Raw genomic sequence first — 24,986 nt, 5'->3', positions numbered from 1 at the left:
CTTTGGGATTACTGTCACAGGTAGGACTTGGGATGGGGTCCGCAGCGCCGTGCGCGTTGCGGGGATGGGGATCAGCAATGACGCGCACTTCACGATTGACCGACCGCGGACGCGGGACTCGAACGGCCGTAGTTGGCATCGCCGCCTGCGTGGCCTTCACCGGGCTCGCGGCTGCCCCGGCACTCGCCGCCCCCGCGGCTCCCGGCACGCCGCCAGCCAACATCGGAATCGACGGCCAGCGTCTCGCTGTCGGTGACCCGGTCATGGTCCCGGCTGATTCGGGCCCTCAGGGCCAGCTCGAACTGGGGATCGACGGCTCCATGTACTCAGCCCGCTGGACCGGATCCAACGCCAAGGACACATACATTTACCGGTACTTCGAGGACGGCTCCACGCCGACCTCGTGGGACACCAACGCAACCGCGGGAATCACCGGTCGCGTCGTTTCGATTTCCACCGACACCGCGGGCAACGTGCACTCGCTGCACGCGCGCTCCTGGCTCCCCGCCCCGGCAACGATCGCCACCTGGGCGCCGGACGGCACGTTCATTGGGAGCGTGAGCGTCCAGATTCCTGGGATCACCTCGGGCCAGGCCACGAGCATGGCGGTGACCAAAGACGGTACCCACGCGTATGTCCGCTCCGACTGGTCCGCCCCGACGCAGCTCAACGGCATCTGGTCCGTGGACTTGACCAGCGGTGCCGTCACTCAGGTCATCACCGGCATTCCGCAGTCAATGAACCCGGAGCAGACTCCCTGGCTGCAGATCGACCCGGTCACCGGGGCAATCGGCTTCAGCCTGGACATGTACAAGCTCGGCTTCATCGCGGACCCCGCTTCCCCGGCCATCACCGAGGTCTCGACGGGTTCGAATACAATTCACGGGCTCGACATGACTCGGTATTCCGAAGGCAAGGTGTACTACTCCGGGAACTGGGCGATCTATGAGCTCGACGTTGCGACAGGCACCGCGACCGAGTTCCTCGACAACTTCGACATCGACTTTGCCGACGTTGACTACTTCAACATGTACCAGTCGCGCTGGGGCACGGACGGACGTCTCTACATCTCCGGATTCACGCCGCCCTGGGGACTCCTGCCGGTCACGCTCACGACCCTGAAGTCCTCGGAGATCACGTACCCGAGCAGCACGATCACCACAAACACGTGCTCACCGTCCGCGCTCACGCTGACCCCGGAACTCGTGGGCACCCCTGATCCGAGCTGGGTCGGCACCACCGCCGGCACGCTCCCCGCGGGACTCACGCTCGACGAAACGACAGGCGCGATTACGGGTACGCCGACTGCCGAGGGCACGGTGACACTCCAGGCACAGAACGGTGTCACCCGGGGCGACGGCTCGGCACCCGACACCGCGGAACTGACCTTCGCTGCCGAAACCGTTCCGGTCGCGTTCACGCAGACCCCCGCGCCCACGCTCTCCGGTGACGCAACCCCTGGGAAGACACTGACTGCCGGGCTGCCCAGTTGGGATCCCGCCGCGGAGTTCGGTGTCCAGTGGTTGCGCGATGGCGAGCCGATCGCTGGAGCGACCAAAGCCCAGTACACGCTCACGAAGGCCGATGCGGAGACCCAGGTCACCGTGCAGATTACGGGCACCGCGGACTGCCGAATCACGGCGACCGCGGCCGCCACCGCCGTCGACGTCGCACCGGTCCCGAAGCCACCAGTCGACCCCAAGCCGCCGGTCGACCCCAAGCCGCCCGTCGATCCCAAGCCGCCGGTTGACCCGAAGCCGCCCGTGAAGCCCGGCACGGGTGGCACGCTCGCGCAGACCGGTGGGGCTGACCTCGCCTGGTGGTCGGCGGCGGGCGCCGCGCTCCTCGGCGCGGGCGGGCTCACGCTGCTGCGCCGCCGGTCCTCCCGGGAGCAGTAACCAGGGCCCACCCCAGTTTCACGCGTACCGCGGAGATTCACGAAAGCGACGGAGCTTCACGAAAGCGTCGGAGATTTTCCCCCACATCTGGGTGCGGGATCGAAAATCTCCGACGCTTTCGTTGACTCAGGCTCCGAAGCCAACGAGCATGACTTAGCCCAGCTGCGCGTCCCAGAAAGCCCGCAGCTGCTCGCTCTTGCGGAACACAATGGTGTCCCATTCCTCGGCCGTGGTGGAGCTGTCGGCGAAGTCCGAGGGCACTTTGAACAGCTGCAGCGGAACGTCGAACGTGGCGCACACCGCCGCAAACGCGTAGCTCTCCATATCGCAGAGCTCGGCACCCAGCTCGGCGATGTGGGCGCGCTGGGCGTCGTCCTGCACAAACACATCGCCCGTGGCGATTGTGGCCGTGCGATCCGCCAGGAGCACCTCGCCGGCGGGGCGCAACTCAGGCGAGGGGAGTGAGAAATCGTGCTGGACTGCTGCTGTGATCTGGTAGATCTCGTCGAGGCTCGGACGGTCGGGGCCGTCACCCACAACGCCGGCGGTGCCGAGCACAACCACCCGATCGACCCCGCCGGCGGCGAGCGCGGCACCGACGGAGACCGCGGCGTTCACCTTGCCCACCCCAGTAATCAGGTGCGGAACGTCGGCAAACGCGGACGCCTCATCACGGTGTGCGAACACCAAAAGCGTGGTGAATTCGGACATGGTGTTCTCCCTCGCGCACGGCGCGACACGGCACGCCAGCAAACATTTCCGGATCAACACTAGCGTTTTTCGAAGACTTGTTCTAAGATGATGTATTGAGTTCGCGAAACGAGCGTGTTCTCCGCCGGAGGCTGGCGGGTTCACTCACACGTGTCGTCCATTCCACGCAGCTCCTCGGTACAGACGAGTGCTTCCACTCGATCCGCACCATCGCCCCGCCGGCACGCGGATCCGCTCACACGCGCATCCAGCTCCGGCCCGGCACCCAGGCTCGATCCCGAGCCCCGCACCCGCGAGACAGACTTGGCGGGTTCCGCACCACGACGGTGCGGGTCGAAAGGAATCATCATGACTCACACACTTCGCATCGCTTCCGATGCCACGCTGCGCCCTGACGCGCTGCGTACCCCGTACCACGCGCTGGGCGATGCCGCCGAGATGCGAGTGCCCGAGTGGGCACAGCACCGCTCGGTGTACCGCACGTCTGGCCGCACGCTCTACCTTGTCGAGACGGACAGCCTGGGCGAGGCACACAACGACCTCGAGCGGCTCGACCGTTCGGGCTGGGATGTGCGCGTTGACCGTGCGCCCGCCGGCAAGCTGAGCCGGATCGCGCTGACCCGGCGCGATCTCGCGCAGGCCGCGTAACCAGCGCGCCTCTCGTCCGGCACAGCCGGCAGGACGCGAACCCTATCCTGAGGCCCGCACCCCACCCGGGGAGCGGGCCTCAGCTGTGTCCAAGGCCCGGTTGTACGCGAGTCGCGCGGCGCGCATGACCCCCTGTGACATGCACCCTGTCCGGTGCCGGAAGCCCCAACTACACTGGCTCCATGAGCGACGTCGAACTTGCCGAGGTTGAGAGCTTCTCCCTGGATCACACGAAGGTACTGGCCCCGTACGTGCGCCTGATCGGCGTCGAGCACGGGCCGAAGGGCGACGCGATCTCAAACTTCGATATTCGCCTCGTGCAGCCGAACGAACAGGAAATCCCTACCGCTGGCCTGCACACAATCGAGCACACGCTCGCCGCGCTGCTGCGCACCCGTTTCGACGGGCTGATCGACATCTCCCCGTTTGGCTGCCGCACGGGGTTCCACCTCATTGCCTGGGGCGAACCCTCCCCAGAGACTGTCGCCGCCGCAATCAAGTCGTCACTCGAAGATCTCGCCTGGCGGGTCACGTGGGACGACGTCCCGGGCACCGAGGCGGTGAGCTGCGGCAACTACCGCGACCACAGCCTGCACTCGGCGCAGGAATGGGCCAAGGTCGTGCTCGAACGCGGCATCAGCCTTGACCCCTTCGACCGATCACGGCTCGCGTAGCGCCGCGGCCCGGAGCCTGGCGCGGGCCGCAGCGGCACGGGACCGGATCGCCGCGGCGTCCAGGGTGAGGTGAGTGCCGTCCGCGTACAGGTGACGCCCACCCACGAACACGTGTCGCACATCGCCGCCGCGGGCCGCGAAGCCGAGGTGAGATACGAGCGATGCCGGATCGAACGGGGTCGCCGCTGAGCCCGTCACGTCGAGCGTGATCACGTCGGCGAGCCTGCCCTTTTCGAGCGCCCCGGCGTCGGGAAACCCGATCGCTTCGGCCCCGCGCCGTGTGGCGATGTCGAGCACGTCCGCCGCACGCACAGCCGCCGCGTCCTCGCGCACGCCGCGATGCAGGATCGTCGCGAGCTTGATCTCCTCGAACAGGTCAAGCGTGTTGTTGCTCGCCACCGAATCCGTGCCGAGCGTGAGCCGGATCCCCGCGGCGATCAGCTCGGGCAGCGCAGCGACCCCGGTGCCCAGCTTGAGGTTCGAGACCGGGTTGTGACTCACCGCAACCCCGGCCGCAGCGAAGCGCTCGATCTCCGAGGGAGTCAGGTGCACACAGTGCGCGGCGAGCAGCTCCGCCTCGCACAGGCCCAACCGGTCCAGGTGATCCCCCGGGGTGGTGCCGTAGCGCGCGGTGATGTCCGCGACCTCGGCTGCCGATTCAGACACGTGCGTGTGGATCGGGATGCCACCCGCCACCGCGCGCCGGGCGATGTCCCGCAAAAACTCCGGCGGCGAGGTGTACGGCGCGTGCGGCCCAAAGGCGATCCTGATCTGCGGATCCCCCGCAAACTGCGCCGCGAGCTCCTCGGTCAGCTGCGTCACCGTCGCACCGTCCGCATCGGAGACGCCGGGGAAGCCCACCGAGTCCGCGGCGAAGGAAGCCGGGGCAACAAGCGCGCGCATCCCTGCGGCGCGCACAAGCTCGATCAACCCGGCGTCCCAGGTGTACATGTCAGCAAAAGCGGTGGTGCCCGTCTCGATCATCTCGACGAGCGCAAGCTGAAGTCCGGCCACCACATCGTCGCGGGTGAGGTGCTGTTCGAGCCCCTGGACCGCCGCGAGCCAGGGCATGAAGCCCTCGTCGTCCGAGACGCCCCGCAGCACCGTCATCGCGGAGTGGGTGTGCCCGTTCACGAGCCCAGGCATCAGAATCTGGCCGGGGAGATCGAGGATCGTCGTGGCTTTCGCCTCCCGAGCCCGTGGCTCCCCGGCGTAATCGATCCGGCCCGCGGCATCGATCCCGAGCTCCGCTGGCGCGATCACCCCTGCCGGGGTGAGCATTGCGGCCGCCCGCAGGATTGTCACGCTCTCGCGCATCGCGTCTCCTCCTGATCGGTGAGGATCCCGCGCCGATCGCAGTACAGCCCGGGCGTTCTCATGCCGCCCACTGTACCGGGCAGGTGCCCGCTATCCGCCGAGGCGGCGCTGCCGCGTGGAGTAGTCGCGCAGCGCGCGCAAGAAGTCGACCTCGCGCAGGTCCGGGTAGAGCGCCTCGACGAAGTAGAACTCCGAGTGCGCCGACTGCCAGATCATGAAGTCCGAGAGCCGCTGCTCGCCTGAGGTGCGGATCACCAGATCCGGATCAGCCTGCCCGCGAGTCCACAGGTGCTCCCCGATCGTCTCGGGGGTGAGGTGCTCGTCGAGGGTGTCGATCGTGCCGCCCGCGGCCTGGTGTTCCGCAATCACACTGCGCACCGCCGCCGTAATCTCGCTGCGGCCGCCGTAGCCCACGGCGAGGTTCACGTGCAGGCCTGTGTGATCCGCCGTCGCGGCCTCCGCCGCGGCGAGCGCCGAGCTGAGCGCTTCAGGCAGCCCCTCGCACGAGCCCACATGTTTCACACGCCAGCGCGGGTTCTCGGCGAGCTGCGTGGCGAGCTCGGCGATGATCCCGGTGAGGTCGTCGAGCTCCTGCCGATCGCGCGCCTTCAGGTTGTCCGCCGAGAGCAGGTACAGCGTGACCGTATGAATCCCGGCTTCCTCGCACCACCCCAGGAGCTCGTGGATTTTCTGCGCGCCTGCGCGGTGCCCGTATGCGGCGCGTTCTTGCAGCCGCTGCTTGGCCCACCGCCGGTTGCCGTCCACGATCATCGCGATGTGCTGCGGTACGCGGGCGGGGTCGATCTCCCGGCGCAGGCGACGCTGATAGAGCCGGTACAGGAACCCGGTGCGCGGCGTCGACGGTTGGTCACTCACCCTCAGAGTGTAGCGCCCGGAGCTGGGGCGCAGCCCGTGCGCACGACGCGCCCACACCACGCCCACGCGCATCCATGGGTGAGTTTCCGGGGCTTCGTGTTCGTCAAGCCCCGGAAACTCACCCATCGATTGCGGCGGTGAGCGGGTGGGGGTATCGGGGCATGCGTTCAGGCGGGGCGGGCGGCCCGCTTCCTGCGGGATTCCACACATATGCCCCCGCAGATCTGTTGGGAACATACACTCGGGGTATGAGTAGGCCCGACGGACGCGATTTCCCCGCACACGAGGGCTCGGCCCCGCCGCAGGGCCACCCGCGTCGCCCGCTCCCCGAACCCGACCGTCTCTCGCTGCCGCTCCTGGCGGCCGCGGACTCCGATGCGGCCCTGGATTCCGGCGCGGCGGTGGATCCGGCTGGCCAGGCACCGGTCGCCGAGGCGAAACCGCTCTGGCGGGGCTGGATCCACGCGGGCACCTTTCCCGTCGCTGTGGCGGCAGGAATCGTCCTGATGAGCCTCGCCCACGGCCCGGTCGCGAAGTGGGCGTCGGCAGTCTTCATGCTGACGAGCATGCTGCTCTTTGGTATCTCCGCGCTGTACCACCGCATTAACTGGAGCCCCCGCACCAAGCAGTTGTTCCGCAGGCTCGATCACGCGAACATCTTCTTACTCATCGCGGGCACGTACACCCCGCTGGCCTTGCTCGCCCTGCCGCATGACAAGGGCATCCTGCTCCTGATCCTCGTGTGGAGCGGGGCGCTGCTCGGAATCGGATTCCGAGTGTTCTGGATCGGTGCACCGCGCTGGCTCTACGTGCCGCTGTACGTGCTGCTCGGGTGGGCGGCAATCATGTACATCGTCGACATTGCACACGCGAACCTTGCCTCAATGGTGCTCGTGGTCGTTGGCGGGCTGCTCTACACCCTCGGCTCGGTCGTGTACGGGATGAAGCGCCCGAACCCCGTGCCCGGGGTGTTCGGCTTCCACGAGATCTTCCACGCGCTCACCACAGTCGCATTCCTGTGCCACTGGACCGCGGCGCTGCTGGTGGCGCTGGATCCCGTGTATCTGCGGTAGGGAGAGCGCGTGGGGGAACCTCGCGATCTACGCCGCGAGGACACCCAGCACGGCCGCGCCGTAGCGCTCGAGTTTGACCTCGCCGATCCCGGAGATCGCGAGCAGCTCGTCGTCCGTGCCGGGCCGGTGCACCGCGAGCGCGGCGAGGGTCGCGTCTCCGAACACAACGTAGCCGGGCACCCCCTGGCGTTTGGCTTCTTCCGCCCGCCAGGCCCGGAGCCGCTCAAAGATCTCGTCCTGTTCAGGGGAGAGATCGGCAGCGGCGGCGGACCGTTTTGTCCCCCCACTGGACGCCACCCGGGTGCCGCGGCCCGAACGCGCAGCGCGGGTGACGACCTCCTCGCGCATCATCACCTCAGCCTCGCCCCGGAGCACTAGTTTTGCGGCCTCGGCGGGAGCAAGCACGCCCCACTCGCCTCGGGCCTCAACCAGACCGGTTGCCAGCAGGTGGCGCACCACGCCCCGCCACTGGGCCACTGTCCACTCGGCCCCAATCCCCCAGGTCGTCAGCTCGTCGAGCCGCAGCTGCGTGACACGTTCAGACCCGGTGCCGCGGAGCACGTCGATGTGCTGCCCGGCGGCGAAGGTGCGGCCGCGCTCGCGCTGGGTGCGGATCACGGTGGAGAGCAGCATCTGAGCCGGGATCGTGGCATCCCAGAGCTTCGGCGGGTTCAGGCAGACATCGCAGTTGCCACAGGCGGGGCTGCCGGGCTCGCCGAAATAGTTCAGCAGGAACTGGCGTCGGCAGCTTGCCCCCTCGCATAAAGCGAGCATCTGGTTCAGGTGTCGGGTCTGGTTAGCGCGGGTTGCCGCGTCGCCGTCCCCCGACTCGATCATCTGGCGCTGCTGCACCACGTCGGCCAGGCCGTAGGCGAGCCACGCCTCGGACGGCAGGCCGTCCCGACCGGCCCGGCCCGTTTCCTGGTAGTAGCCCTCAATCGACTTCGGCAGATCGATGTGCGCAACGAAGCGCACGTCGGGTTTGTCAATTCCCATGCCAAAGGCCACGGTCGCCACAACGACAACCCCATCTTCGCGGAGGAATCTCGTCTGGGCATCGAGCCGCACGTCGGCGGGCAGGCCCGCGTGGTAGGCGACCGCGTCGACGCCGGCGTCGCGGAGGGCCGTGGCAGTCTGCTCGACGCGCTTACGGCTCAGCGCGTAGACGATACCGGCCTCGCCGCCGTGCTCGCCGCGCACGAAGGAGATGAGCTGTGCGCGGCCCGACTGCTTCGCCTCGACCCGATAGCGGATGTTGGGCCGGTCGAAGCTCGACACGAAGTGTTCCGCGTTGCCCAGATGGAGCCGCTCGGTGATCTCCCGGTGCGTCTCGGGAGTCGCGGTCGCGGTGAGCGCGATCCGGGGCACGTCGGGCCAGTGCTCGGCGAGTGCGCCGAGGCGGAGGTAGTCGGGGCGGAAATCGTGACCCCACTGCGACACGCAGTGGGCCTCGTCGATCGCGAACAGGGCGATGCGGCCCTGCCGCAGAAACTCGACGGTCCCCGCCGCGGCAAGGCGTTCTGGGGCGAGGTAGAGCACGTCGAGCTCGCCCGCACGGTACGCCTGTTCGACGTCGCGGCGCTGCTCTAGGCTCATCGTGGAGTTCAGCGCTGCGGCACGCACACCGGCAAGCTGCAGCGCGGCCACCTGATCGTGCATCAGCGCGACGAGTGGCGAGAGCACGATTCCCGTGCCCTCACGGACCAGCGAGGGGATCTGGTAACAGATCGACTTGCCGCCACCGGTGGGCATGAGGACCACGGCGTCGCCGCCTCCGACAACCTGCCTGATGATCGCTTCCTGCTCGCCACGGAACGCGTCGTAGCCAAACACAGTCGACAGAACGTGGAGCGGGTCCTCCCCCTCGTGCCGCACGGTCGCAGCAGCGGGCGCGGTGCCGGATCCGGCGCTGCCCGATCCGGCAGCACTCCCCGCGGAAACCCCGGAATCTGGGGGCGGCGCTCCCCAAGCTTCCCCCGGCCAACGCTCAGCGTCGCCGGAGTCGTCCGGAAACCCCCAGGGGTCCGTCGGATCGCCGCCCACGCGCACTAGCTCCGCGGCTCGGAATCCGCTTCGGCTTCGCCCAGCTCGGCCGCGATCTCTTCGCGCACCTCGTGGCGGTACATGTTGCGACGCAAACGCGTAACAAGCAGGAACCCGAGCGCAATAATGCCGGCGGCCATCAGGCCGGTGAACAGGAAGCCCTCCACGCCGGGCGTGACCTGGTTCGGATCGAACTCCGTCGAATCCTCAGCCAGTCGCTGCACGACACCCATCACACTCATGCGTTTTCCTCCTTGATGCCCTGGAACAGGTCACCCTCGAACTCGGTTGTGTCGACCCGCGAGGCCGCGAGTCGGTAGTCTTCGAACGGCCACGCCTGGCGCTGCAGTTCGTTGGGCCAGAAGAAGAACGGGCTATCCGGCGGCACCTGACTGGCGTGGGCACGCAACGCCTCGTCGCGCTGCTCAAAGAACTTGCCCACCTCGATGCGGGCAGTGCTCCGGTTGCCGCGCTTGCCCATGCGCTCGTGGATCTCCGCGAACTGGGCAACGAGCGGCGACGTGGGCTCGTGATCCAGCAGCCACTGGTACACCGTGCTGATGCGCTCCCCGTTGAAGATCTCTTCGTAGTACAGCTTCTTGACTTCCCAGGGCTGGCCCGCCTCGGGGTAGGCCTCCGGGTCGCCGGCGAGATCCCACGCGATCTTACTGATCTCGTGGCACCGGATGTGATCGGGGTGCGGATACCCGCCCTGCTCGTTATAGGTGATCATGACGTGCGGCTTGAACTCGCGCACAGTCTTGACGAGCACTTCCGCGGATACCTCGGCGGGAATGTGCGCGAACGAGCCCTCGGGAATGGGGTCACCCTCGTCGGGGAGCCCAGAGTCCTGGTAGCCAAGCCAACGGTGTTCGAAGCCGATGATGTCGCGAGCGCGCGCCATCTCGTCCCGGCGGAGCCCCGCGAGGTCCCGCCGGCTCTTCGGATCCCGCGCAACGAGCTCATTGAGCACGTCCCCGCGTTCGCCTCCCGTGCAACTCACGATGAGCACCTCGACGCCCTGATCCAGGTAGTGTGCGTAGGTGGCAGCACCCTTGCTGGATTCGTCGTCGGGATGCGCGTGCACCGCGATGAGCCTGAGCGTCATGCGCTTCCTCTCACGTGCTTCTCGGGAGCTTCCCGGTACTCTGGCACCAAGCACACAGTTTACCCAGTCTGGATCGGAGGTTCCCGTGCCACATGCGGTCGCCGCCGTCGACGCGGAATCTCCGTCGACGCAGCGTCTTGAGGATCGCTACGGCACGGGCCGTCGCCGTCGTCTGGATCGCCGGTTTGCGTGGATCGTCGCGATCGCGCTGCTCCTCGCGGGCCTCTTGTTCCTGCTCTTTTCCGGGTGGCAAAACGGGAGCCAGGTCGAGGTCCAGGACATCGGACACACCAAGCAGAGTGAGCTTGTACTCGATGTGAAGTTTGAAGTCTCCGCCCCGCCGAACACTCCGGTGGCGTGCGCTGTCGAAGCGCTGAACACAGCGAAGGCCACCGTCGGGTGGAAGATCGTGGAACTCCCGGTCACCGACGCGCGCACGCACACTGTCACCACACGCCTCGTCACGACGAACCCGGCGACGGCAACGACGACCCGCGAATGCTGGGTTGTTGAGGGCTCCTAGCCGCCGCGGATCACCGCACCACTTCTGGGGTTTCAACGGCTCGCACTGATACGCTGGCCGGAAACGCCCTGCCCTGTCAGGGCGTTGCGCGTCCCACAGCGCAGTAGCGCTCTCATGTTGAAACGAGGATCACCCATGGCCGAGCCCACGCAGACCTGGCTGACTCAAGATGCTTACAACCGGCTCACTGGCGAGCTGGCTGAACTGACCGGCCCCGGCCGCAAAGACATCGCTGCCCGTATCGAGGCTGCCCGCGAAGAGGGCGACCTGAAGGAGAACGGTGGCTACCACGCGGCGAAGGATGAGCAGGGCAAGATGGAAGCCCGGATCCGCGACCTCGAATCTCTGCTGAAGCACGCCGTCGTCGGCGAAGTTCCGCAGGCCAGCGGCGTCGTCGAGATCGGCACGGTCATCACCGCGGACATCTTCGGCGATGAGGAGCGGTTCCTGCTTGGGAACCGTGAACTCGCGGATGGTTCCGATCTCGACGTGTTCAGCGCGGAGAGCCCACTGGGCACGGCGATCCTGGGCCGCAAGGTCGGCGAAGAGGTCAGCTATGCGGCACCCAACGGGAACGAGATCCCGGTGAAGATCCTCGCGGTCGACACCTACGTGTCCTAACCACTCATCACACACGCCAGGGGCGGTGTCGGATCACAGATCCGGCACCGCCCCTGGCGTTTCTGCGGCTCGCCCTATTCGGCGAACACAAACAGCTTCTTGTTCGCAAACTCCTCGAGCGCATACCGGCCCAGCTCACGCCCGAATCCGCTCCGCTTCACGCCGCCAAAGGGGAGGTGGGGCCCGTCAAGCCCGACACCGTTCATGAACACCATGCCGACCTCAAGCTGGTCACCAATGGCGACGGCCCGGTCAAGATCCTCGCAGATCACGACGGAGCCGAGCCCGTAGGGAGAACTGTTGGCGAGCTGAATTGCCGCCGCGTCATCGGCGACCCGGTACAGCACTGCGGCGGGGCCGAAGAGCTCCTGGGTGTAGGCGTCCATGTCGGACGTGACGCCGGAGAGCACGGTGGGCGCGAAGAACGCACCGTTCGGCTCCGCGGTCCCGAGCTCGAGCACGGCTCCCTGCTCGACTGCGCGGGCGACCTGTGCACCGAGCAGTTCCGCAGCCCGGGTGGAAGACAGCGGCCCGATGTTGATCCCCGTCTCCGTTGCCGGCCCTGACGTCACCGCGCGCATCGCCGCCACAAACTTCTCGGCAAACTCGTCGTAGTAGCGATCAAGCACCACGATTCGCTTTGACCCGTTGCACGCCTGCCCGCTGTTTTCGATGCGTGCCTCGACAGCCATTGCGACGGTCGCGTCCAGGTCGGAAGTGTCGAGCACCAGGAACACGTCGGAGCCGCCGAGCTCGAGCACAACCTTCTTCAGGTGACGCCCCGCGATCTCCGCAACCGCGGCGCCGGCACGCTCGGAACCCGTCAGCGAAACGCCCTGTACTCGGGGATCGGCAATCACGTCTTCGATTTGTTCGTGCGTGGCACGCAGGTTGACCAGGGAGTCGCCAAACCCCGCATCACGGTAGATCTGTGCGATGGCTTCGGCTGAGCGGGGGCACTGTTCGGCGTGCTTGAGCAGGATCGTGTTGCCCAGAATCAGGTTCGGCGCGGCAAAACGGGCAACCTGGTAGTAGGGGAAGTTCCAGGGCATGATGCCGAGGATCACACCGAGACCGACGCGGCGCACAAACGCACGGCCACCGCCCTCGTTCGGGATCTCCTCGTCAGCGAGGTGGGCAACGGCCTCCTCCGCGTAGTACGTGTAGATCGACGCGCTGAACTCGACCTCGCCGCGTGACTGATCGATCGGCTTGCCCATCTCCTGGGCGATGATCGCCGCGAGCTCGTCCGCACGCTCAAGGTGCAGCTCTGCGACACGAGCGATCTTCTGAGCACGCGACGCTCGCTCGGCGGCGACAGTGCCCTGGTATGCGGCGGCGGTGGCTGCGATGGCATTCGCAACCTCGGCGTCCGTTGCCGACGCATAATTCGCGAGGGTTTCCCCAGTGGACGGATCCGTAATTTGGTACTGCGGCATCGTGGAGAGCTCCTGTTCGGGTATGAATTTCGAGTTTTCGGGCGCACCGATGCGCCCGGTGTCCGCACGCGTTGCGCGTCCGGGGTCTGGGGGTGTGACGCGCAGTGGGGCGGTGCGTCACACAACAGGACGCGCTACGCGAGGTCCTCTGATTCGTGGGGGTTCGTCTCGACCGGTTGCGAGTCAACCGCAGAAGGAACCGGAGTCGAGCTTGTCGTTGGCGGGCTTGTCACCCACATCACTTCTGCGACCGTGGTGCCAATGTTCTGCACGCGGTGCGGCACGGAGCTCAAGTACTCGATGCTGTCGTGGGGTCCCATCACATAGGTGTGTTCGCCGAGTTCGAGCAGCACCTTCCCCGTCAGCACGATGAGGAACTCTTGAGAGGTTCCGTGAATATAGGGGTCCTGCCCGGTCGCCCCGCCAACCTGGAACCGACCGACGTAGATCTCCACGTGTTGCACTGGCGGCTGCGCCACCACGAACTTTTCGGACCCGGATGAGAGCGGCGTCGACGGCCGATGCTCTGCGCGCAAGACGCCGTGAGTGTGCCGTGGGTGTGTCTCGAGCAGATCGGCCACGGGAACCCCCAGCGCGCTCGCGATTTTGCGAAGTGACGCCACACTGGCGTTTGTGAGACCCCGCTCGAGCTGGCTCAAAAAACTGGGACTCACGCCCGCCGCTGTTGCGATGTCACGGAGCGTCGCGCCGCGCAGCTTTCGCGCCTTCGCGATGCGCGCCCCAACTTCATGCCCGGATTCCATAGGGTCCCTCCTCAGTGTTTCTCGCACGTCACATCTGCAGCGCCTGCCCACGCAACACGATCACCCTTGTTCAGTGAACTCGCGGTCGAGCGATTGAGCTTCACTGTACAACGATCATCGGGATGCGCTCGGGAATCGTACAGCGAGTGCGCATGATTTCAGGGAAATATGCGGTTATCCGCACTCCCAATGCACCCAAGGTGCCACAAAACACGTGCGCGCACAATCACAAAAACTTTATCTTGACTGAATTTTTTGTTCAGTATAGTTTTATCCCTATCCTCAGCCAGCGTAGGAGGGGGTTCTGAACGAAGGAGTTACAGGTGAAACGCATTGCACAGGGCGCAGTCGTCGCATCGCTCGCTGTGGTTCTCACGGCATGCAGCGGTGGCGGGACAGGCGCCGAAGCACCGAAGGATCGTGACTTCGGCACAGCAACCGCCGGGGTGGTGACCCCGGGAGTGCTCAGTGGGTCGACACTCGCAATCGCCGACTCGGGTGGAATTTCCCAGGAGGGTCGCACCGAAGCGGTGTGGGAGCCCTTCATGGAAGAGTCAGGCGCCGAAGTGGTCCAGGACTCATTCGAGGCCGCAAAATTGAAAGCAATGGTCGAGTCCGACAACGTGACCTGGGACATTGCGAACACCACCGTCCTTGACGCTGGTCAGTACTGTGGCGAACTGTACGAGAAGCTCGACTATTCAATGATCGACATCTCAAAGGTCCCCGAGGGCACAATTACGAACGACTGCATGGTTCCCACCATCAGTTACGGTTTCATCGTCGCCTACAACACCGAGGTATTCGGCGACAACCCGCCCCAGAGTGCGGCCGATTTCTTCGACACGGCAAAGTTCCCGGGCAAGCGAGCCATTGGACTCAGCACCTACGTTGAGCCGCAGGTCCTCGAGTTCGCGCTCCTCGCGGATGGCAAGGGTGACAGCGAACGCACAGTGGCAGACATCGATACCGCGATCGCGAAGTACAAGTCGCTCGGCGACGATCTCATCACTTGGACCACAGGAGCTGAGTCTCAGCAGCAGCTGGAAAGTGGCGAAGTCGCAATGAGTCTCGTCTGGAGTTCACGTGGCTTCGGAGCCACCGATGCTGGAGCTCCGGTTGCGCCGATGTGGGGCGACTGGATCCTCGGCGTCGACGCGCTCACCGTCCCGAAGGGCGTCAAGGATCCGGAGGCCTCGTTCGCAGGCCTGAACTACTTCCTCGGCGAGCAGCAGCAGACCAAGGCCGCCGAGCTGACCTCCTTTGCACCGGTGAACGTTGACTCACGCCCGGAGCTCTCCGAAACCGCTGAGACCTGGTTCATCAATGACCACCTCGACACCGGCACCACTATCGACATGCAGTTCTGGACCGACAACTACGCGGATTTGGAAAGCGCATGGACCAAGTGGGCTTCGGGCTCCTAACGAGTCGTCCTCCAACTCGGAACTGACATGACACAGCCCATCACCATCACGCGTGGCCCGGCGATTCGCCGGGCCACGCCCCTGTTACTCATCCCCGGTATCCTCATCGTCACGTGTTTCTTCATCGTGCCGATCGTGGTCGTGACCTGGCGAAGCTTTACTGACCCTGAGCCTGGCCTCCAGAACTACGAGTGGCTCGCGCAGAACGAAGTGTTCCTGCAGGTACTCCTGCGCACCTTCATCGTTTCCACTGTCGTCACTGCGGTGTGTGTACTCATCGCGTACCCATACGCCTATCTCATGACAATCGTCGGTCCAACGATGCAGAAGCTTCTCCTCCTGTTTGTGCTCATGCCACTGTGGACAAGCATCCTCGTCCGGACGCTTGCATGGATGGTGTTGCTGCAAGATTCGGGACCCATCAACGACATCCTCGAGCTCGTCGGTATCGGCCGCCAGCCTCTCATTCGCACAACGTTTGGTGTCGGGCTCGGCATGCTCCAGGTACTCCTCCCGTTCATGGTGCTCCCCCTGTACTCGGCAATGCTGAGTATCGATACGCGGCTTGTCCCCGCCGCTCGGAGCTTGGGCGCGAATCCCGTCACGGCCTTCTTGCGCGTGTACCTGCCGCTCTCCCTGCCAGGTGTTGCAGCCGGCGCCACGACCGTGTTCATACTTGGGTTGGGCTTCTACATCGTGCCGGCGCTGCTCGGTTCCCCACAAACCACGATGCTCTCGGCGCTCATTTACCAGCAGTTCTCCGCATTCCTTGACTGGGGCCACGGATCTGCAATGGGTGTCGCCCTTCTCCTCCTCACCGCGGGGCTCCTCGGCGGCCTTGCGCTGCTCGCTGGACGCACTCGACGCCGTTCCACAGGGAGTGAACAGTGAAACTCAAGATTGTGCTCTCCATATTCGCGGTCATCGTCGTGATCTGGCTCGTGGCGCCCACGCTTATCATCATCCCGATCTCATTCACTGATCAGGCTTCTTTCAACTTCCCTCCCAAGGGCTGGTCAACGCGTTGGTATGAGAACTTCTTCACTGATGTCGGTTGGTTGAAGGCGTTCTGGGCGTCGGCCCGCGTCGCCGTACTCACCGCACTCGTCGCGACGGTGGCGGGCGTGTGCGCGGCGCTGGCCCTCGTCAAAATGAAGCCGCGCTGGGCTGCTTGGCTCCAGCAGTACTTCATGTTGCCGCTCCTTGTCCCCGGCATCGTGATTGCGATTGGGTTGTACTCGATCTTCTTAACCACGGGCTTACTCGGAACGCTGTGGGGGTTTGTGCTTGCACACACTGTCGTATCGTTGCCCCTCGTCCTCACCAATGTCCTCGCGAGCTTGCGAGGCGTCGACACTCGACTCGGTGACGCCGCGGCGACACTCGGAGCGAACCGGTGGGACACCTTCCGTCTGGTCACGCTGCCGCTCATCGCTCCAGGCGTGCTCTCCGGCGCTCTGCTGGCGTTCGTGACTTCATTCGACGAGGTGATTCTGTCGCTCTTTATCCAGACTCCCTATTTGCAGACGCTTCCAGTGAAGATCTTCAGGTCCGTGACCAAGGACACCGATCCCACTGTCGCAGCGGTCTCAGTCATGGTGATGCTTGTGTCCGTCACTGTCATGCTGATCGCCCAGTTCTCCGGCCGTCGGTCACGTGGGGCAGCGGTGTCACGATGACACCCACCCCCGACCCGACGTCCGTTCCCGCCCTGCTCAGAGGAGAGCCCGCAATGTCACACTCAGCCCATTCAGCACACGGTCCGTCGGAGGAACAGCCAGATCAGGCCAGCCGCATCGGGGTCCGACTCACCAATGTCACCAAACGATACGGTGGCAAACCAGTCGTTGACGATATCAGCATCGACATTCGTCGCGGTGAGTTTGTGACGTTCCTCGGCCCCAGCGGCTCCGGCAAGACCACCACGCTCAGCATGATCGCGGGTTTCACCCAGGTCTCCGAGGGTGGGATCCAGATCCATGACCGGTCCGTGGCCGCCGTCCCGCCACACAAACGTGACATCGGCATGGTGTTCCAAAACTATGCGCTGTTTCCGCACCGCACCGTTGCCGGAAACGTCGCATTCCCGCTTGAACGACGCCGGATCGGGAAAGCCGAACGCGCGAAGATGGTGGGAGACGCACTCGCAATGGTGCACATGACCGACTATGCCGAGCGCACTCCCAGTGAGCTCAGTGGTGGCCAGCAACAGCGCGTCGCACTCGCGCGTGCACTTGTATACAACCCGGCCGTGCTCTTGATGGATGAGCCTCTGGGAGCGCTCGACAAGAAGCTGCGGGACTGGCTTCAAAGTGAAATCAAACGAATCCATCTGGAAGTACGGTCAACGTTCCTCTACGTGACGCACGACCAGGAAGAGGCGCTCTCGCTGTCAGATCGGATCGCGGTCTTCAACAACGGTCGCATCGAACAGCTGGGTACTCCGCAGGAGCTCTACGAATCCCCCAGCACGCTCTTTGTGGGGACCTTTGTGGGTGACTCGACTCTCGTTCGGGGCACCGGATTTACGAGTGTGGCCGGGCACAGTACCGGGAACGCAGCCGGCCACCGCGTTGCGGGCCGTGGAACAACACCTGACAGCACTGCCGCCGTGCTGATCCGCCCCGAAAAACTCGCGCTACAGTCGGTGGGTTCTGCGCTGCCCACAGGACACTGCGGCATCCCAGTGACAATTCGAACTGCAACTTACCTCGGCAATGCCTGGCGATACGAGCTTCGCCTGCCTGACGGCTCGACCGGCATGGCAAAGACAGACTCCGAGGCCCCCGGGGCGGTGCCCGGCAGCGCACTGACCGCGGTATGGGACCCCGCCAACGCCGTAGTCCTTGCAGACGACGGCGGCGCCGGCGAGTTCCTGACATAGCCGCTGGGCATCGCGACCCACCACTCACCCCACCTGACTTGAGGAACTCATGAAAGACACCGCCTACTGGCTCGACACCGCCGCACCGACGGTTCCGATTCCACCTGCTGATTCCGGGAACGACGCCGATGTCATCGTCGTTGGAGCTGGGCTGACAGGAATGTCCTGTGCCTACCACCTGGCGAAGCGCGGTGCCCGCGTCCGTGTTCTTGAATCGCACACAGTCGGCTGGGGTGCTTCCGGGAGAAACGGTGGGATGGCGACCACCGGACTCTCGGTGTCGCTGTCCCGGGCAGTGTCACGCTACGGCGTTGAGCGTGCGGTTTCGATGCGCCAACGATACAACGACGCGATCGACCTCATTGAGCAAATCTCCACCGATGAGGCCGTCGACACCGAGTTCCGACGAGCCGGTCTGATGAACCTGGCGGCTCGCGAAGGCCACGTCGCTCACTACGAGCGCGAGGCCGCACTGATCACAGAACTCACGGGACACCCCGCGCAATTTCTTGACCGCGCTGAAGTACGTCAAGAAATTGGAACCGACACCTACTTCGGCGGCATGATCGATCCTGCAGGTGCGAGCGTTCACCCAACGAAGCTTCTGGGTGCGATGGTGCAGGGGGCCGTTTCGCGCGGCGCACTGATACACGAGCACACCCCGGTGACTGGCGTTTCACGCACCCAGCGCGGTGGGCACCGCGTACATACCGCACGGGGAGATTTCGAGGCACCGCAATTGGTGGTTGCGACGGGCGCCTATTCGAAGCGGCCCTTTGGCTGGCTGCAACGCCGCTTCGCCCCGGTGGGGAGCTTTGTGATCGTCACCGAGCCACTCAGCCCGGAACTCGCTCAGTCGATCCTCCCCAATCGCCGCGTGTGCTCCGATAGCAAAGAACTCCTCAACTATTTCCGGCTCACCGAGGACAACCGGCTCGCTTTCGGGGGTCGTGCCCGGTTCTTGAGTCGCGACGTCGCGTCGGATCCGAAGAGCGGTGAGATCCTGCAGCGTGAAATGGTCGAGCTCTTCCCGCAGTTGCGCGGCGTCGCAGTGGAATACGCGTGGGGAGGACTCGTCGATATCAGTCTGGATCGGATGGTCCACTCCGGCACACACGACGGGTACTGGTTTGCCCAGGGCTACACCGGGCACGGCGTACAAATGGCGACGTACATGGGCAAGATTCTCGCGGGGAACGTCAGTGGAGAGGCAGACAACCCGTGGTCTGACCTCTCCAATCCGCCGATCCCCGGCCACGTTGGCTGGCCCTGGTTCGTTCCCGTCGCGGGAATCTATTATGCCGCACTCGATCGGTTCTCACGGTGAGCCCGCAGCAAGCGCCGCCATCGCAGGACGCCCAGCACCTCGCCCCCTACGCGGACGCCCTTGAAGCCCATCGCGCACGCAGCGGCCTCAGGTTCATGATCCCCGGACACGCAGCCGGCGGTGCGGGCGGTTCGGACCGCCTCCGTGATTTTCTTGGTGCGCGGGCGCTCGAACTCGATATTCCGCAACTCGTAGAGGGAATCGATCTCGGGGCCAACAACGCCTTTGATCAGGCGCGGAGGCTCGCTGCGTCCGCCTGGGGAGCGCGGACAAGCTGGTTCCTAACAAACGGGGCTTCGCAGGGAAACAGGATGGCGTTGCAGGCGATTGCCGCGCTCGGGGACCGAGTGCTCGTTCAACGCAGCTGTCACTCGAGCGTGTACGACGGTCTAGTCATGTCGGGAGCGCGGCCCGAATACATCTTCCCCGAGTTTGACCCTCACCACGGGATTGCGCACGGAATCACTCCGGAAACGGCGGAGCGCGCGCTGTCAGAAGCTGCCGCCGAAGGGCAGCCGTTCGCCGCACTTGTGCTCGTGTCCCCGAGCTATTTCGGTGTGGTGTCTGACATCGCGGCGATCGCCACATCGTGCCACAACTACGGTGCCGCCCTGATCGTCGACGGTTCCTGGGGTGCCCACTTTGGGTTCCACCCGAACCTGCCCGAGTCCCCGACCCGGCAGGGTGCCGACGTGGTGCTCACCAGTGTCCATAAGCTGGGGGGAAGCCTGACACAGACCGCATTCCTCCACCTGTGCGATACGCCTGTGGGAGCGCAACTGGAGCCCGCCCTTGACGCGGCATATCGACTTACCGAGTCGACAAGCCTCAACTCACTGCTGCTCGCCTCACTCGATATCGCTCGCGCAGAGCTCGCCACCGGTTCCGAGGCAATGGGTGCGGCGCTCGCCAGCGCTGCTGAACTCCGAGAACTCGTTGCGGCGAGTCCGGGGCTCCGCCTTGCAGAGCCGGACTTCCTCGCCCATCCGGGCAGCACGTCGATCGATCCGCTCCACGTGTCCATCGATGTGCGAGGACGCGACGTCTCCGGCCCTGAACTCAAAAGTCGACTGGCAAGCGCCGAGCCTCCGGTGTTCGTGGAGATCGCGTCACCCACCACTATTGTTGCCCTCATCGGCCCACGCAGCAGCCCCAACGTCACAGGCCTCATGGCCGCGATTGATGCCTGTGCGCCGCCCCAGCCGAGGGACACCCGAGCGGACGAGCTTTCGTTCGCGACCCCCGACACAGATGACCTGTCTCGGCTCCCCACAGCACCGGCTCCCGGCGAGCGCGTCCTCACTCCTCGCGAGGCATACCTCGCGAGGAGTGAATCCGTCCCCGCCACCGCAGCAGAGGGTCGCGTGAGCGCGGCGATGCTTGCGGCGTATCCCCCGGGGATCCCCAACGCGGTCCCAGGCGAACGCCTCACCGCCGAACTCATCACCTACTTGCGGGAGACTGCGGCGCTCCCAGGAAGCTATATCCGCGGTGCGGAAGATCCTGAGGTGACGCACATTCGAGTGCTCCTGGAGTAGCGTTTACTCGTACATGCCGATGTTGATCGGACCGGTGAGATCCGGGGCCGCCGCGCGGAAGCCCCGGGTCTTGACCACGAGATACACCGCACCGAGCACCAACCAGATCCCGCCGATGATCATCGAGATCGCATCCAGGCTGAGCCACAGCCAGACATTGATGACGACGCCGACAGCTGGGATCAGGACGAAGGTGAGCCAGGCACCGGGTCCACGCCGTTTCAGGAAGCGGAAGAACACGAAGATCACGGACAGGTTTACGAAGGTGAATGCGATGAATGCGCCGAAGTTAATCATCGAGGCTGCCTGATCGAGGTCGACAAACAGCGCGGTCAGCGCGATCGCTGCCACGATCAGCACGTTCACCACCGGGACGCCCGTGCTCGGGTTGATTCGACCAAAGAGGCGCTTCGGGAGCGCCCCGTCACGGCCCATGGCGTAGAGCAGGCGTGCGGCGCTCATCTGCTGGGTGATCCCGCAGCCCAGCACGGCCATCATGTAGCCGCCCACAAAGATCGCTTGGAATGCGGCCCCGCCGATGTACTTCGCAATCTCCGGTGATGCGCCCACGATGTCGCCGAGCAGCGTGACGTCCGGGAACAGCACCTGCATCACATAGGTCACCGTAATGAAAAAGGCTCCGGCGACCGCGATGATGATGAAGATGGCCCGCGGAATATCGCGCTCCGGCTTCTCGGCCTCCTCCGCAAGCGTTGAGACCGCATCAAATCCGAGGAACGACAGGGCGAGGATCGCGGCACCCGCGCTAATCGCGGCGAGCTGCACATCGCTCGAAATAAAGGGCCGGATCGTGAACTCCGCACCGTTGGCACCGTTCGAGATGTTGATGATCGTCAACGTCACAAACACCACGGCGACAACGAGCTGGATCCCGACGAGCAGCATATTCATGCTCGCCGCAAGCTTCACGCCCACAAGGTTCATCACCGTGCAGATCGCTACAGTCAACACCACCCACACCCAGAACGGCACGTCGGGGAAGACCGCGCCCATGTAGATCGCTGAGAGGATCGCGTTGATCATGGGGAGCAGAAGGTAGTCGAGGGTCGCAGCCCAGCCCACCAGGAATCCCACGTGGGCGTTGATCGCTTCTTTCGCGTAGGTGTAGGCGGATCCCGCAATCGGGAACAGCCGCACCATGCGCGAGTAACTGAACGCGGTGAATAGCACCGCAACGATCACCACGAGGTAGGCGAGCGGGACATGCCCGCCGGTCTCCGCGGCGACGATCCCAAACATGTCGAACACAGCGAGGGGCGCCATGTACGCCAGCCCGATGAACACAAGGTGCCGGAGCTTCAGCGTGCGTCGGAGTGTGGCCGGCGCGGCCGCGGGATCCTGCCCCTGCGCGAGGGCAGCCCCCTGGGCCGGGGACTCAGGAGAGCTTCCCGGCTCAGGGCGTGCCGCCCGCGATGTGGTGGGTGATGGCGACGATGACATCGTGATGCTGCTTTCTGTGGGTGGTGCGGGTGTCTAGTGTGTGTGCTCGTGGTCGCTGTTCGGCTCCCCGCAGCTCTGGCCGGCACCGCCCGGATCGGCCATCAGGCCGGCCGCTGCGAGGCCGCCAAGCTCGCCTCGGTCGTCGTGGATCGGCGTGCCACCCACAACGGTGAGGTCTGCGCGCTGCGCGAGCAGCTCCGCCGGTTCCATCGCGTAGAGATCGCCGGACCAGACAACGAGATCCGCCAGCATGCCCGGGCGCAGCATGCCCACACGATCCTCCCGGTGGAAGGCCTCAGCTCCGCCAAGGGTGTAGGCGCGCAGAGCGCGGTCTAGGTCCAACCGCTCGTCCGGGGTCCAGGCGTCCTGACCATCCAGGCGCGCTCGGGTCATGGCGCTGTAGAGTCCGATCAGGGGGTCCATCTCGCCCACCTGCCAGTCACTCGAGAACGTCACGCGCGCGCCAGAGTCGATCATGGACTTGAAGCGCCAGGCGCGATCCCAGCGGTCCTCTCCCACGTTTTCCATCCAGGTGCCCGCTACCAGATCCGGCGAGGCGTGCCGAGGCTGCATCGCTGCGACCATCCCGAGTTCGTGGAAGCGGGGCAGATCGCTCGCCGCAAGCACCTCGGCGTGCACGATACCGTGGCGCGCGTCGCGGGCACCGTTGACACGAATCGCTTCTTCGAGCGAGTCGAGTGTGAGACGGACGCCCCAGTCGCCGATCGCGTGGGTGTGCACCTGGTACCCCAGGCGGTCCAGCTCCACGTAGAGCTTCGTGAACTCGGTGGGTTCAAGGCTTGTGTGACCGCGATGGCCGGGGCGGTTCGCGTAGTCCTCAAGCATTGCTGCGGTGTGCGGCTCGATGACGTCATCGGCGTACAGCTTCACCGGCCCGAGCGAGAACCGGTCGTGCTGCGGGGTGTCTCGGATCGCCTCGGTGATGCGGGCGCGGAAGTCTCCGTCGGCCCCCACTGCGTGGTAGATCGCGGCGATTGTGCGGGAGGTGAGCTTGCCCTCGCGCTCGGCGCGGGCAAAGAGGTCCAGCTCAGCGAGCGGCACCTGTGGTTCCACGACCGCGGTGATGCCCACCTTCGCGGCCATCTCCAGGCTGTTCGTGATCTTGCGGTAGCGCCGATCCGGCGAGTACATGGGGATGTCCCGCTGGAGCTCCGCGAGGCCGGCAATCGTCATCGCGCTCGTGTAGAAGTCGGTGATCCAGCCTGTCGGCTCCCCTGTGGTGGGGTCCTTCTCCGGGTTGCCCCAGGCGATATCGGCCCCGTTCAGGATGCCGAGCTTCGCGAGTGCGGGCCGGTTGAGCCATACCGAGTGCTGGTCGTAGGTTGTGATGAACACCGGACGATCGGTGACGCCGACGAGGTCGTCCGCGTTGGGGCGGCGGCCCTCGACCACCGAGTACAGTGCGTTTTCCGCGCAGATCCAGTCGAGCTCGGGGTGAGCCTCGGCGAACTCACCGATGCGGGCACGCACAATGTCGAGGCTCTGCACCTGGTCGAGGCTCACCGCGAGGTCGTCGAAGCCGAGCAGCAGGTGGTTGTGCGTGTCTGCGATGCCGGGGGTGACCAGGCGACCTTCAAGCTGCACCGTGTGGCGCGCGGCAGGCGCGTCCGCGGCGGATCCGGCGTAGCTGATCCGGTCGCCCGTCACGCCGAGGGCTTCCACCCAGGGCTGGGCGGGATCGAAGGTGCGGATACGCCCTCCGGTGTACAGGGTGTCAACGGCCATGTCTGCTCCTGCAGGTCGGGTCCACGGGATCGCGAACGAGTTATTTAACTCCAGAGTAAATTAATTTACTCAATTGTCAAATAACCGGCGCTGAGCCGGACTTCACGCGCGCGTTTGCTGGCATACTTGAGGACATGGCCCGCCCGAGTACCCAGAAGCAGCGCCGCATCGAGGTCGTCGACGCGGCGCTTGCCGCGGCCGCCGAGCATGGGCTCCGCAATCTGTCCCTCACGGACGTCGCGAACCAGGCAGGCGTCACCCGTGGTGCGCTGCTCTATTACTATGACGACCTCGACGCGATCCTTGTCGAGGCGCACGCCGCCGGCATGGCCCGAGTCGGCACGGAGCGCGCCGCTCTCGTCGCCCGGCACACAAGTCCAGCCGCCAAGTTGGCGGCCGCAATCGATGCGGGCCTCCCCGACGGGCCCGACGATGCGCTCATGCGATTGCTCTACGAGTTTGACGTGCTCGCCGGCAAGTCGCCGCTCCACGACGAACTTGTGCAGCGCCTCTACCGAGAGCAGCTAGATCTCTACACTGAGATCCTCGCGGAGGGAGTGCTGACCGGGGATTTCTCACTCACCGGGCCGCTCGAGGACACCGCGAAGAACTTCGTTGCGCTTGAAGACGCCTACGGGCTCCACATCGTGGCGGGTGGCAGCATCACTGTCGCCGAGGCCCGGCGCGCGATCACCGTGTACGCGCAGCAAGCCGGCGCCGCGCTCCCCGACGCGGCGTAACCCGGGCCGGGCTGAGCGCCCAGCGAATCCACCCCGATCGGCCCCACCCCTGCCGCCCAACACGAGCGAATTTATCTACACCGACCCAAATTTCGCCAAATTTGGGGGCGGTCTCAGGTGGTGAGTGCAACACCTGCCCTATCTCTAGCAGGAAGCCCTCACCACTGA

At 65.2% G+C, this 24,986-nt stretch carries 23 protein-coding genes; 13 read left to right on the top strand and 10 right to left on the bottom strand.

Features of this window, described 5'->3' with window-relative positions; translation table 11 throughout:
- Positions 1 to 77: 77 nt before the first annotated feature.
- Positions 78 to 1,898 (top strand): Ig domain-containing protein, encoded by a 1,821-nt coding sequence (locus FM113_RS09270; protein WP_176387142.1) that lies wholly within the window; start codon positions 78 to 80, stop codon positions 1,896 to 1,898.
- A 153-nt stretch (positions 1,899 to 2,051) separates the two neighbouring features.
- On the opposite strand, the gene FM113_RS09265 is transcribed toward FM113_RS09270, so the two are convergent.
- Complete coding sequence (locus tag FM113_RS09265; protein WP_087013943.1) at positions 2,052 to 2,609, bottom strand: purine-nucleoside phosphorylase; 558 nt, start codon at positions 2,607 to 2,609, stop codon at positions 2,052 to 2,054.
- Between the two features lie 348 nt (positions 2,610 to 2,957).
- On the opposite strand from FM113_RS09265, the gene FM113_RS09255 reads away from it, so the two are divergent.
- Together FM113_RS09255 and FM113_RS09250 are read left to right on the top strand one after the other, a co-directional pair.
- Positions 2,958 to 3,257: a hypothetical protein gene (locus FM113_RS09255; RefSeq protein WP_087013939.1), complete on the top strand. Its 300-nt coding sequence runs from the start codon at positions 2,958 to 2,960 to the stop codon at positions 3,255 to 3,257.
- A 182-nt stretch (positions 3,258 to 3,439) separates the two neighbouring features.
- A complete protein-coding gene (locus FM113_RS09250) occupies positions 3,440 to 3,931 on the top strand; it encodes an S-ribosylhomocysteine lyase (RefSeq protein WP_087013937.1) in 492 nt (163 codons plus the stop codon).
- Here the strand turns inward: FM113_RS09250 and FM113_RS09245 are convergent.
- A complete protein-coding gene (locus tag FM113_RS09245; RefSeq protein ID WP_087013935.1) occupies positions 3,917 to 5,248 on the bottom strand; it encodes an amidohydrolase in 1,332 nt (443 codons plus the stop codon). The genes FM113_RS09250 and FM113_RS09245 overlap by 15 nt on opposite strands.
- A gap of 90 nt (positions 5,249 to 5,338) precedes the next feature.
- Complete coding sequence (locus FM113_RS09240; RefSeq protein WP_254908944.1) at positions 5,339 to 6,124, bottom strand: isoprenyl transferase; 786 nt, start codon at positions 6,122 to 6,124, stop codon at positions 5,339 to 5,341.
- Between the two features lie 248 nt (positions 6,125 to 6,372).
- On the opposite strand from FM113_RS09240, the gene FM113_RS09235 reads away from it, so the two are divergent.
- Positions 6,373 to 7,197, top strand: a complete 825-nt coding sequence (locus tag FM113_RS09235) for a hemolysin III family protein (RefSeq protein WP_254908943.1) — start codon at positions 6,373 to 6,375, stop codon at positions 7,195 to 7,197.
- 27 nt (positions 7,198 to 7,224) lie between these two features.
- On the opposite strand, the gene recQ is transcribed toward FM113_RS09235, so the two are convergent.
- Genes recQ through mca form a run of 3 tightly spaced genes read right to left on the bottom strand, consistent with a single transcriptional unit; the run spans position 7,225 to position 10,348 of the window.
- Positions 7,225 to 9,246 (bottom strand): DNA helicase RecQ, encoded by a 2,022-nt coding sequence (recQ, locus tag FM113_RS09230; protein ID WP_087013931.1) that lies wholly within the window; start codon positions 9,244 to 9,246, stop codon positions 7,225 to 7,227.
- On the bottom strand, positions 9,246 to 9,482 hold the full coding sequence (locus FM113_RS09225) for a hypothetical protein (protein WP_087013929.1): 237 nt from the start codon (positions 9,480 to 9,482) through the stop codon (positions 9,246 to 9,248). The genes recQ and FM113_RS09225 overlap by 1 nt, the downstream gene beginning before the upstream one ends.
- Complete coding sequence (mca, locus tag FM113_RS09220) at positions 9,479 to 10,348, bottom strand: mycothiol conjugate amidase Mca (RefSeq protein ID WP_087013927.1); 870 nt, start codon at positions 10,346 to 10,348, stop codon at positions 9,479 to 9,481. Before mca ends, FM113_RS09225 begins: the two co-directional genes overlap by 4 nt.
- 85 nt (positions 10,349 to 10,433) lie before the next feature.
- On the opposite strand from mca, the gene FM113_RS09215 reads away from it, so the two are divergent.
- Together FM113_RS09215 and greA are read left to right on the top strand one after the other, a co-directional pair.
- Positions 10,434 to 10,871, top strand: coding sequence for a DUF4307 domain-containing protein (locus tag FM113_RS09215; RefSeq protein ID WP_254908942.1), 438 nt, complete (start codon positions 10,434 to 10,436; stop codon positions 10,869 to 10,871).
- A 135-nt stretch (positions 10,872 to 11,006) separates the two neighbouring features.
- Positions 11,007 to 11,492 (top strand): transcription elongation factor GreA, encoded by a 486-nt coding sequence (greA, locus tag FM113_RS09210; RefSeq protein ID WP_087013923.1) that lies wholly within the window; start codon positions 11,007 to 11,009, stop codon positions 11,490 to 11,492.
- Positions 11,493 to 11,566: 74 nt separating this feature from the next.
- Here the strand turns inward: greA and FM113_RS09205 are convergent, their stop codons facing one another.
- Together FM113_RS09205 and FM113_RS09200 are read right to left on the bottom strand one after the other, a co-directional pair.
- The gene (locus FM113_RS09205; protein ID WP_087013921.1) at positions 11,567 to 12,931 is read right to left on the bottom strand and encodes an aldehyde dehydrogenase family protein; all 1,365 of its coding nucleotides are present in this window, start codon (positions 12,929 to 12,931) and stop codon (positions 11,567 to 11,569) included.
- A gap of 134 nt (positions 12,932 to 13,065) precedes the next feature.
- A complete protein-coding gene (locus FM113_RS09200; protein WP_087013919.1) occupies positions 13,066 to 13,695 on the bottom strand; it encodes a helix-turn-helix domain-containing protein in 630 nt (209 codons plus the stop codon).
- Positions 13,696 to 14,018: 323 nt separating this feature from the next.
- Here FM113_RS09200 and FM113_RS09195 point away from each other — a divergent pair, with 323 nt between their 5' ends.
- Genes FM113_RS09195 through FM113_RS09170 form a run of 6 tightly spaced genes read left to right on the top strand, consistent with a single transcriptional unit; the run spans position 14,019 to position 20,871 of the window.
- Positions 14,019 to 15,122 (top strand): extracellular solute-binding protein, encoded by a 1,104-nt coding sequence (locus FM113_RS09195; RefSeq protein ID WP_087013917.1) that lies wholly within the window; start codon positions 14,019 to 14,021, stop codon positions 15,120 to 15,122.
- Positions 15,123 to 15,149: 27 nt separating this feature from the next.
- Positions 15,150 to 16,013 carry an ABC transporter permease gene (locus FM113_RS09190; protein ID WP_087013914.1) on the top strand — a complete coding sequence of 288 codons (864 nt, stop codon included), beginning with the start codon at positions 15,150 to 15,152 and terminating at the stop codon, positions 16,011 to 16,013.
- Positions 16,010 to 16,801: an ABC transporter permease gene (locus tag FM113_RS09185; RefSeq protein ID WP_087013911.1), complete on the top strand. Its 792-nt coding sequence runs from the start codon at positions 16,010 to 16,012 to the stop codon at positions 16,799 to 16,801. Before FM113_RS09190 ends, FM113_RS09185 begins: the two co-directional genes overlap by 4 nt.
- 53 nt (positions 16,802 to 16,854) lie before the next feature.
- Positions 16,855 to 18,006: an ABC transporter ATP-binding protein gene (locus FM113_RS09180; protein ID WP_087013909.1), complete on the top strand. Its 1,152-nt coding sequence runs from the start codon at positions 16,855 to 16,857 to the stop codon at positions 18,004 to 18,006.
- Positions 18,007 to 18,055: 49 nt separating this feature from the next.
- Positions 18,056 to 19,333: an FAD-binding oxidoreductase gene (locus FM113_RS09175; RefSeq protein WP_087013908.1), complete on the top strand. Its 1,278-nt coding sequence runs from the start codon at positions 18,056 to 18,058 to the stop codon at positions 19,331 to 19,333.
- On the top strand, positions 19,330 to 20,871 hold the full coding sequence (locus FM113_RS09170; RefSeq protein ID WP_087013904.1) for an aminotransferase class I/II-fold pyridoxal phosphate-dependent enzyme: 1,542 nt from the start codon (positions 19,330 to 19,332) through the stop codon (positions 20,869 to 20,871). Before FM113_RS09175 ends, FM113_RS09170 begins: the two co-directional genes overlap by 4 nt.
- 3 nt (positions 20,872 to 20,874) lie before the next feature.
- On the opposite strand, the gene FM113_RS09165 is transcribed toward FM113_RS09170, so the two are convergent.
- Entirely contained in the window at positions 20,875 to 22,332 is a 1,458-nt protein-coding gene (locus FM113_RS09165; protein WP_087013901.1) for an APC family permease, read from the bottom strand.
- A 33-nt stretch (positions 22,333 to 22,365) separates the two neighbouring features.
- On the bottom strand, positions 22,366 to 24,078 hold the full coding sequence (locus FM113_RS09160; RefSeq protein WP_087013898.1) for an amidohydrolase: 1,713 nt from the start codon (positions 24,076 to 24,078) through the stop codon (positions 22,366 to 22,368).
- Between the two features lie 134 nt (positions 24,079 to 24,212).
- Between FM113_RS09160 and FM113_RS09155 the strand changes: the two genes are divergently transcribed.
- Positions 24,213 to 24,818: a TetR/AcrR family transcriptional regulator gene (locus tag FM113_RS09155; RefSeq protein ID WP_087013895.1), complete on the top strand. Its 606-nt coding sequence runs from the start codon at positions 24,213 to 24,215 to the stop codon at positions 24,816 to 24,818.
- The last annotated feature ends 168 nt before the right edge of the window (positions 24,819 to 24,986 follow it).

The sequence above is a fragment of the Leucobacter sp. 7(1) genome, from assembly GCF_900163635.1.
Classification (GTDB): Bacteria; Actinomycetota; Actinomycetes; order Actinomycetales; family Microbacteriaceae; genus Leucobacter.
The sequence above is the reverse complement of the archived record's forward strand: the minus strand, read 5'-3'. Positions and strand labels throughout refer to the sequence as shown.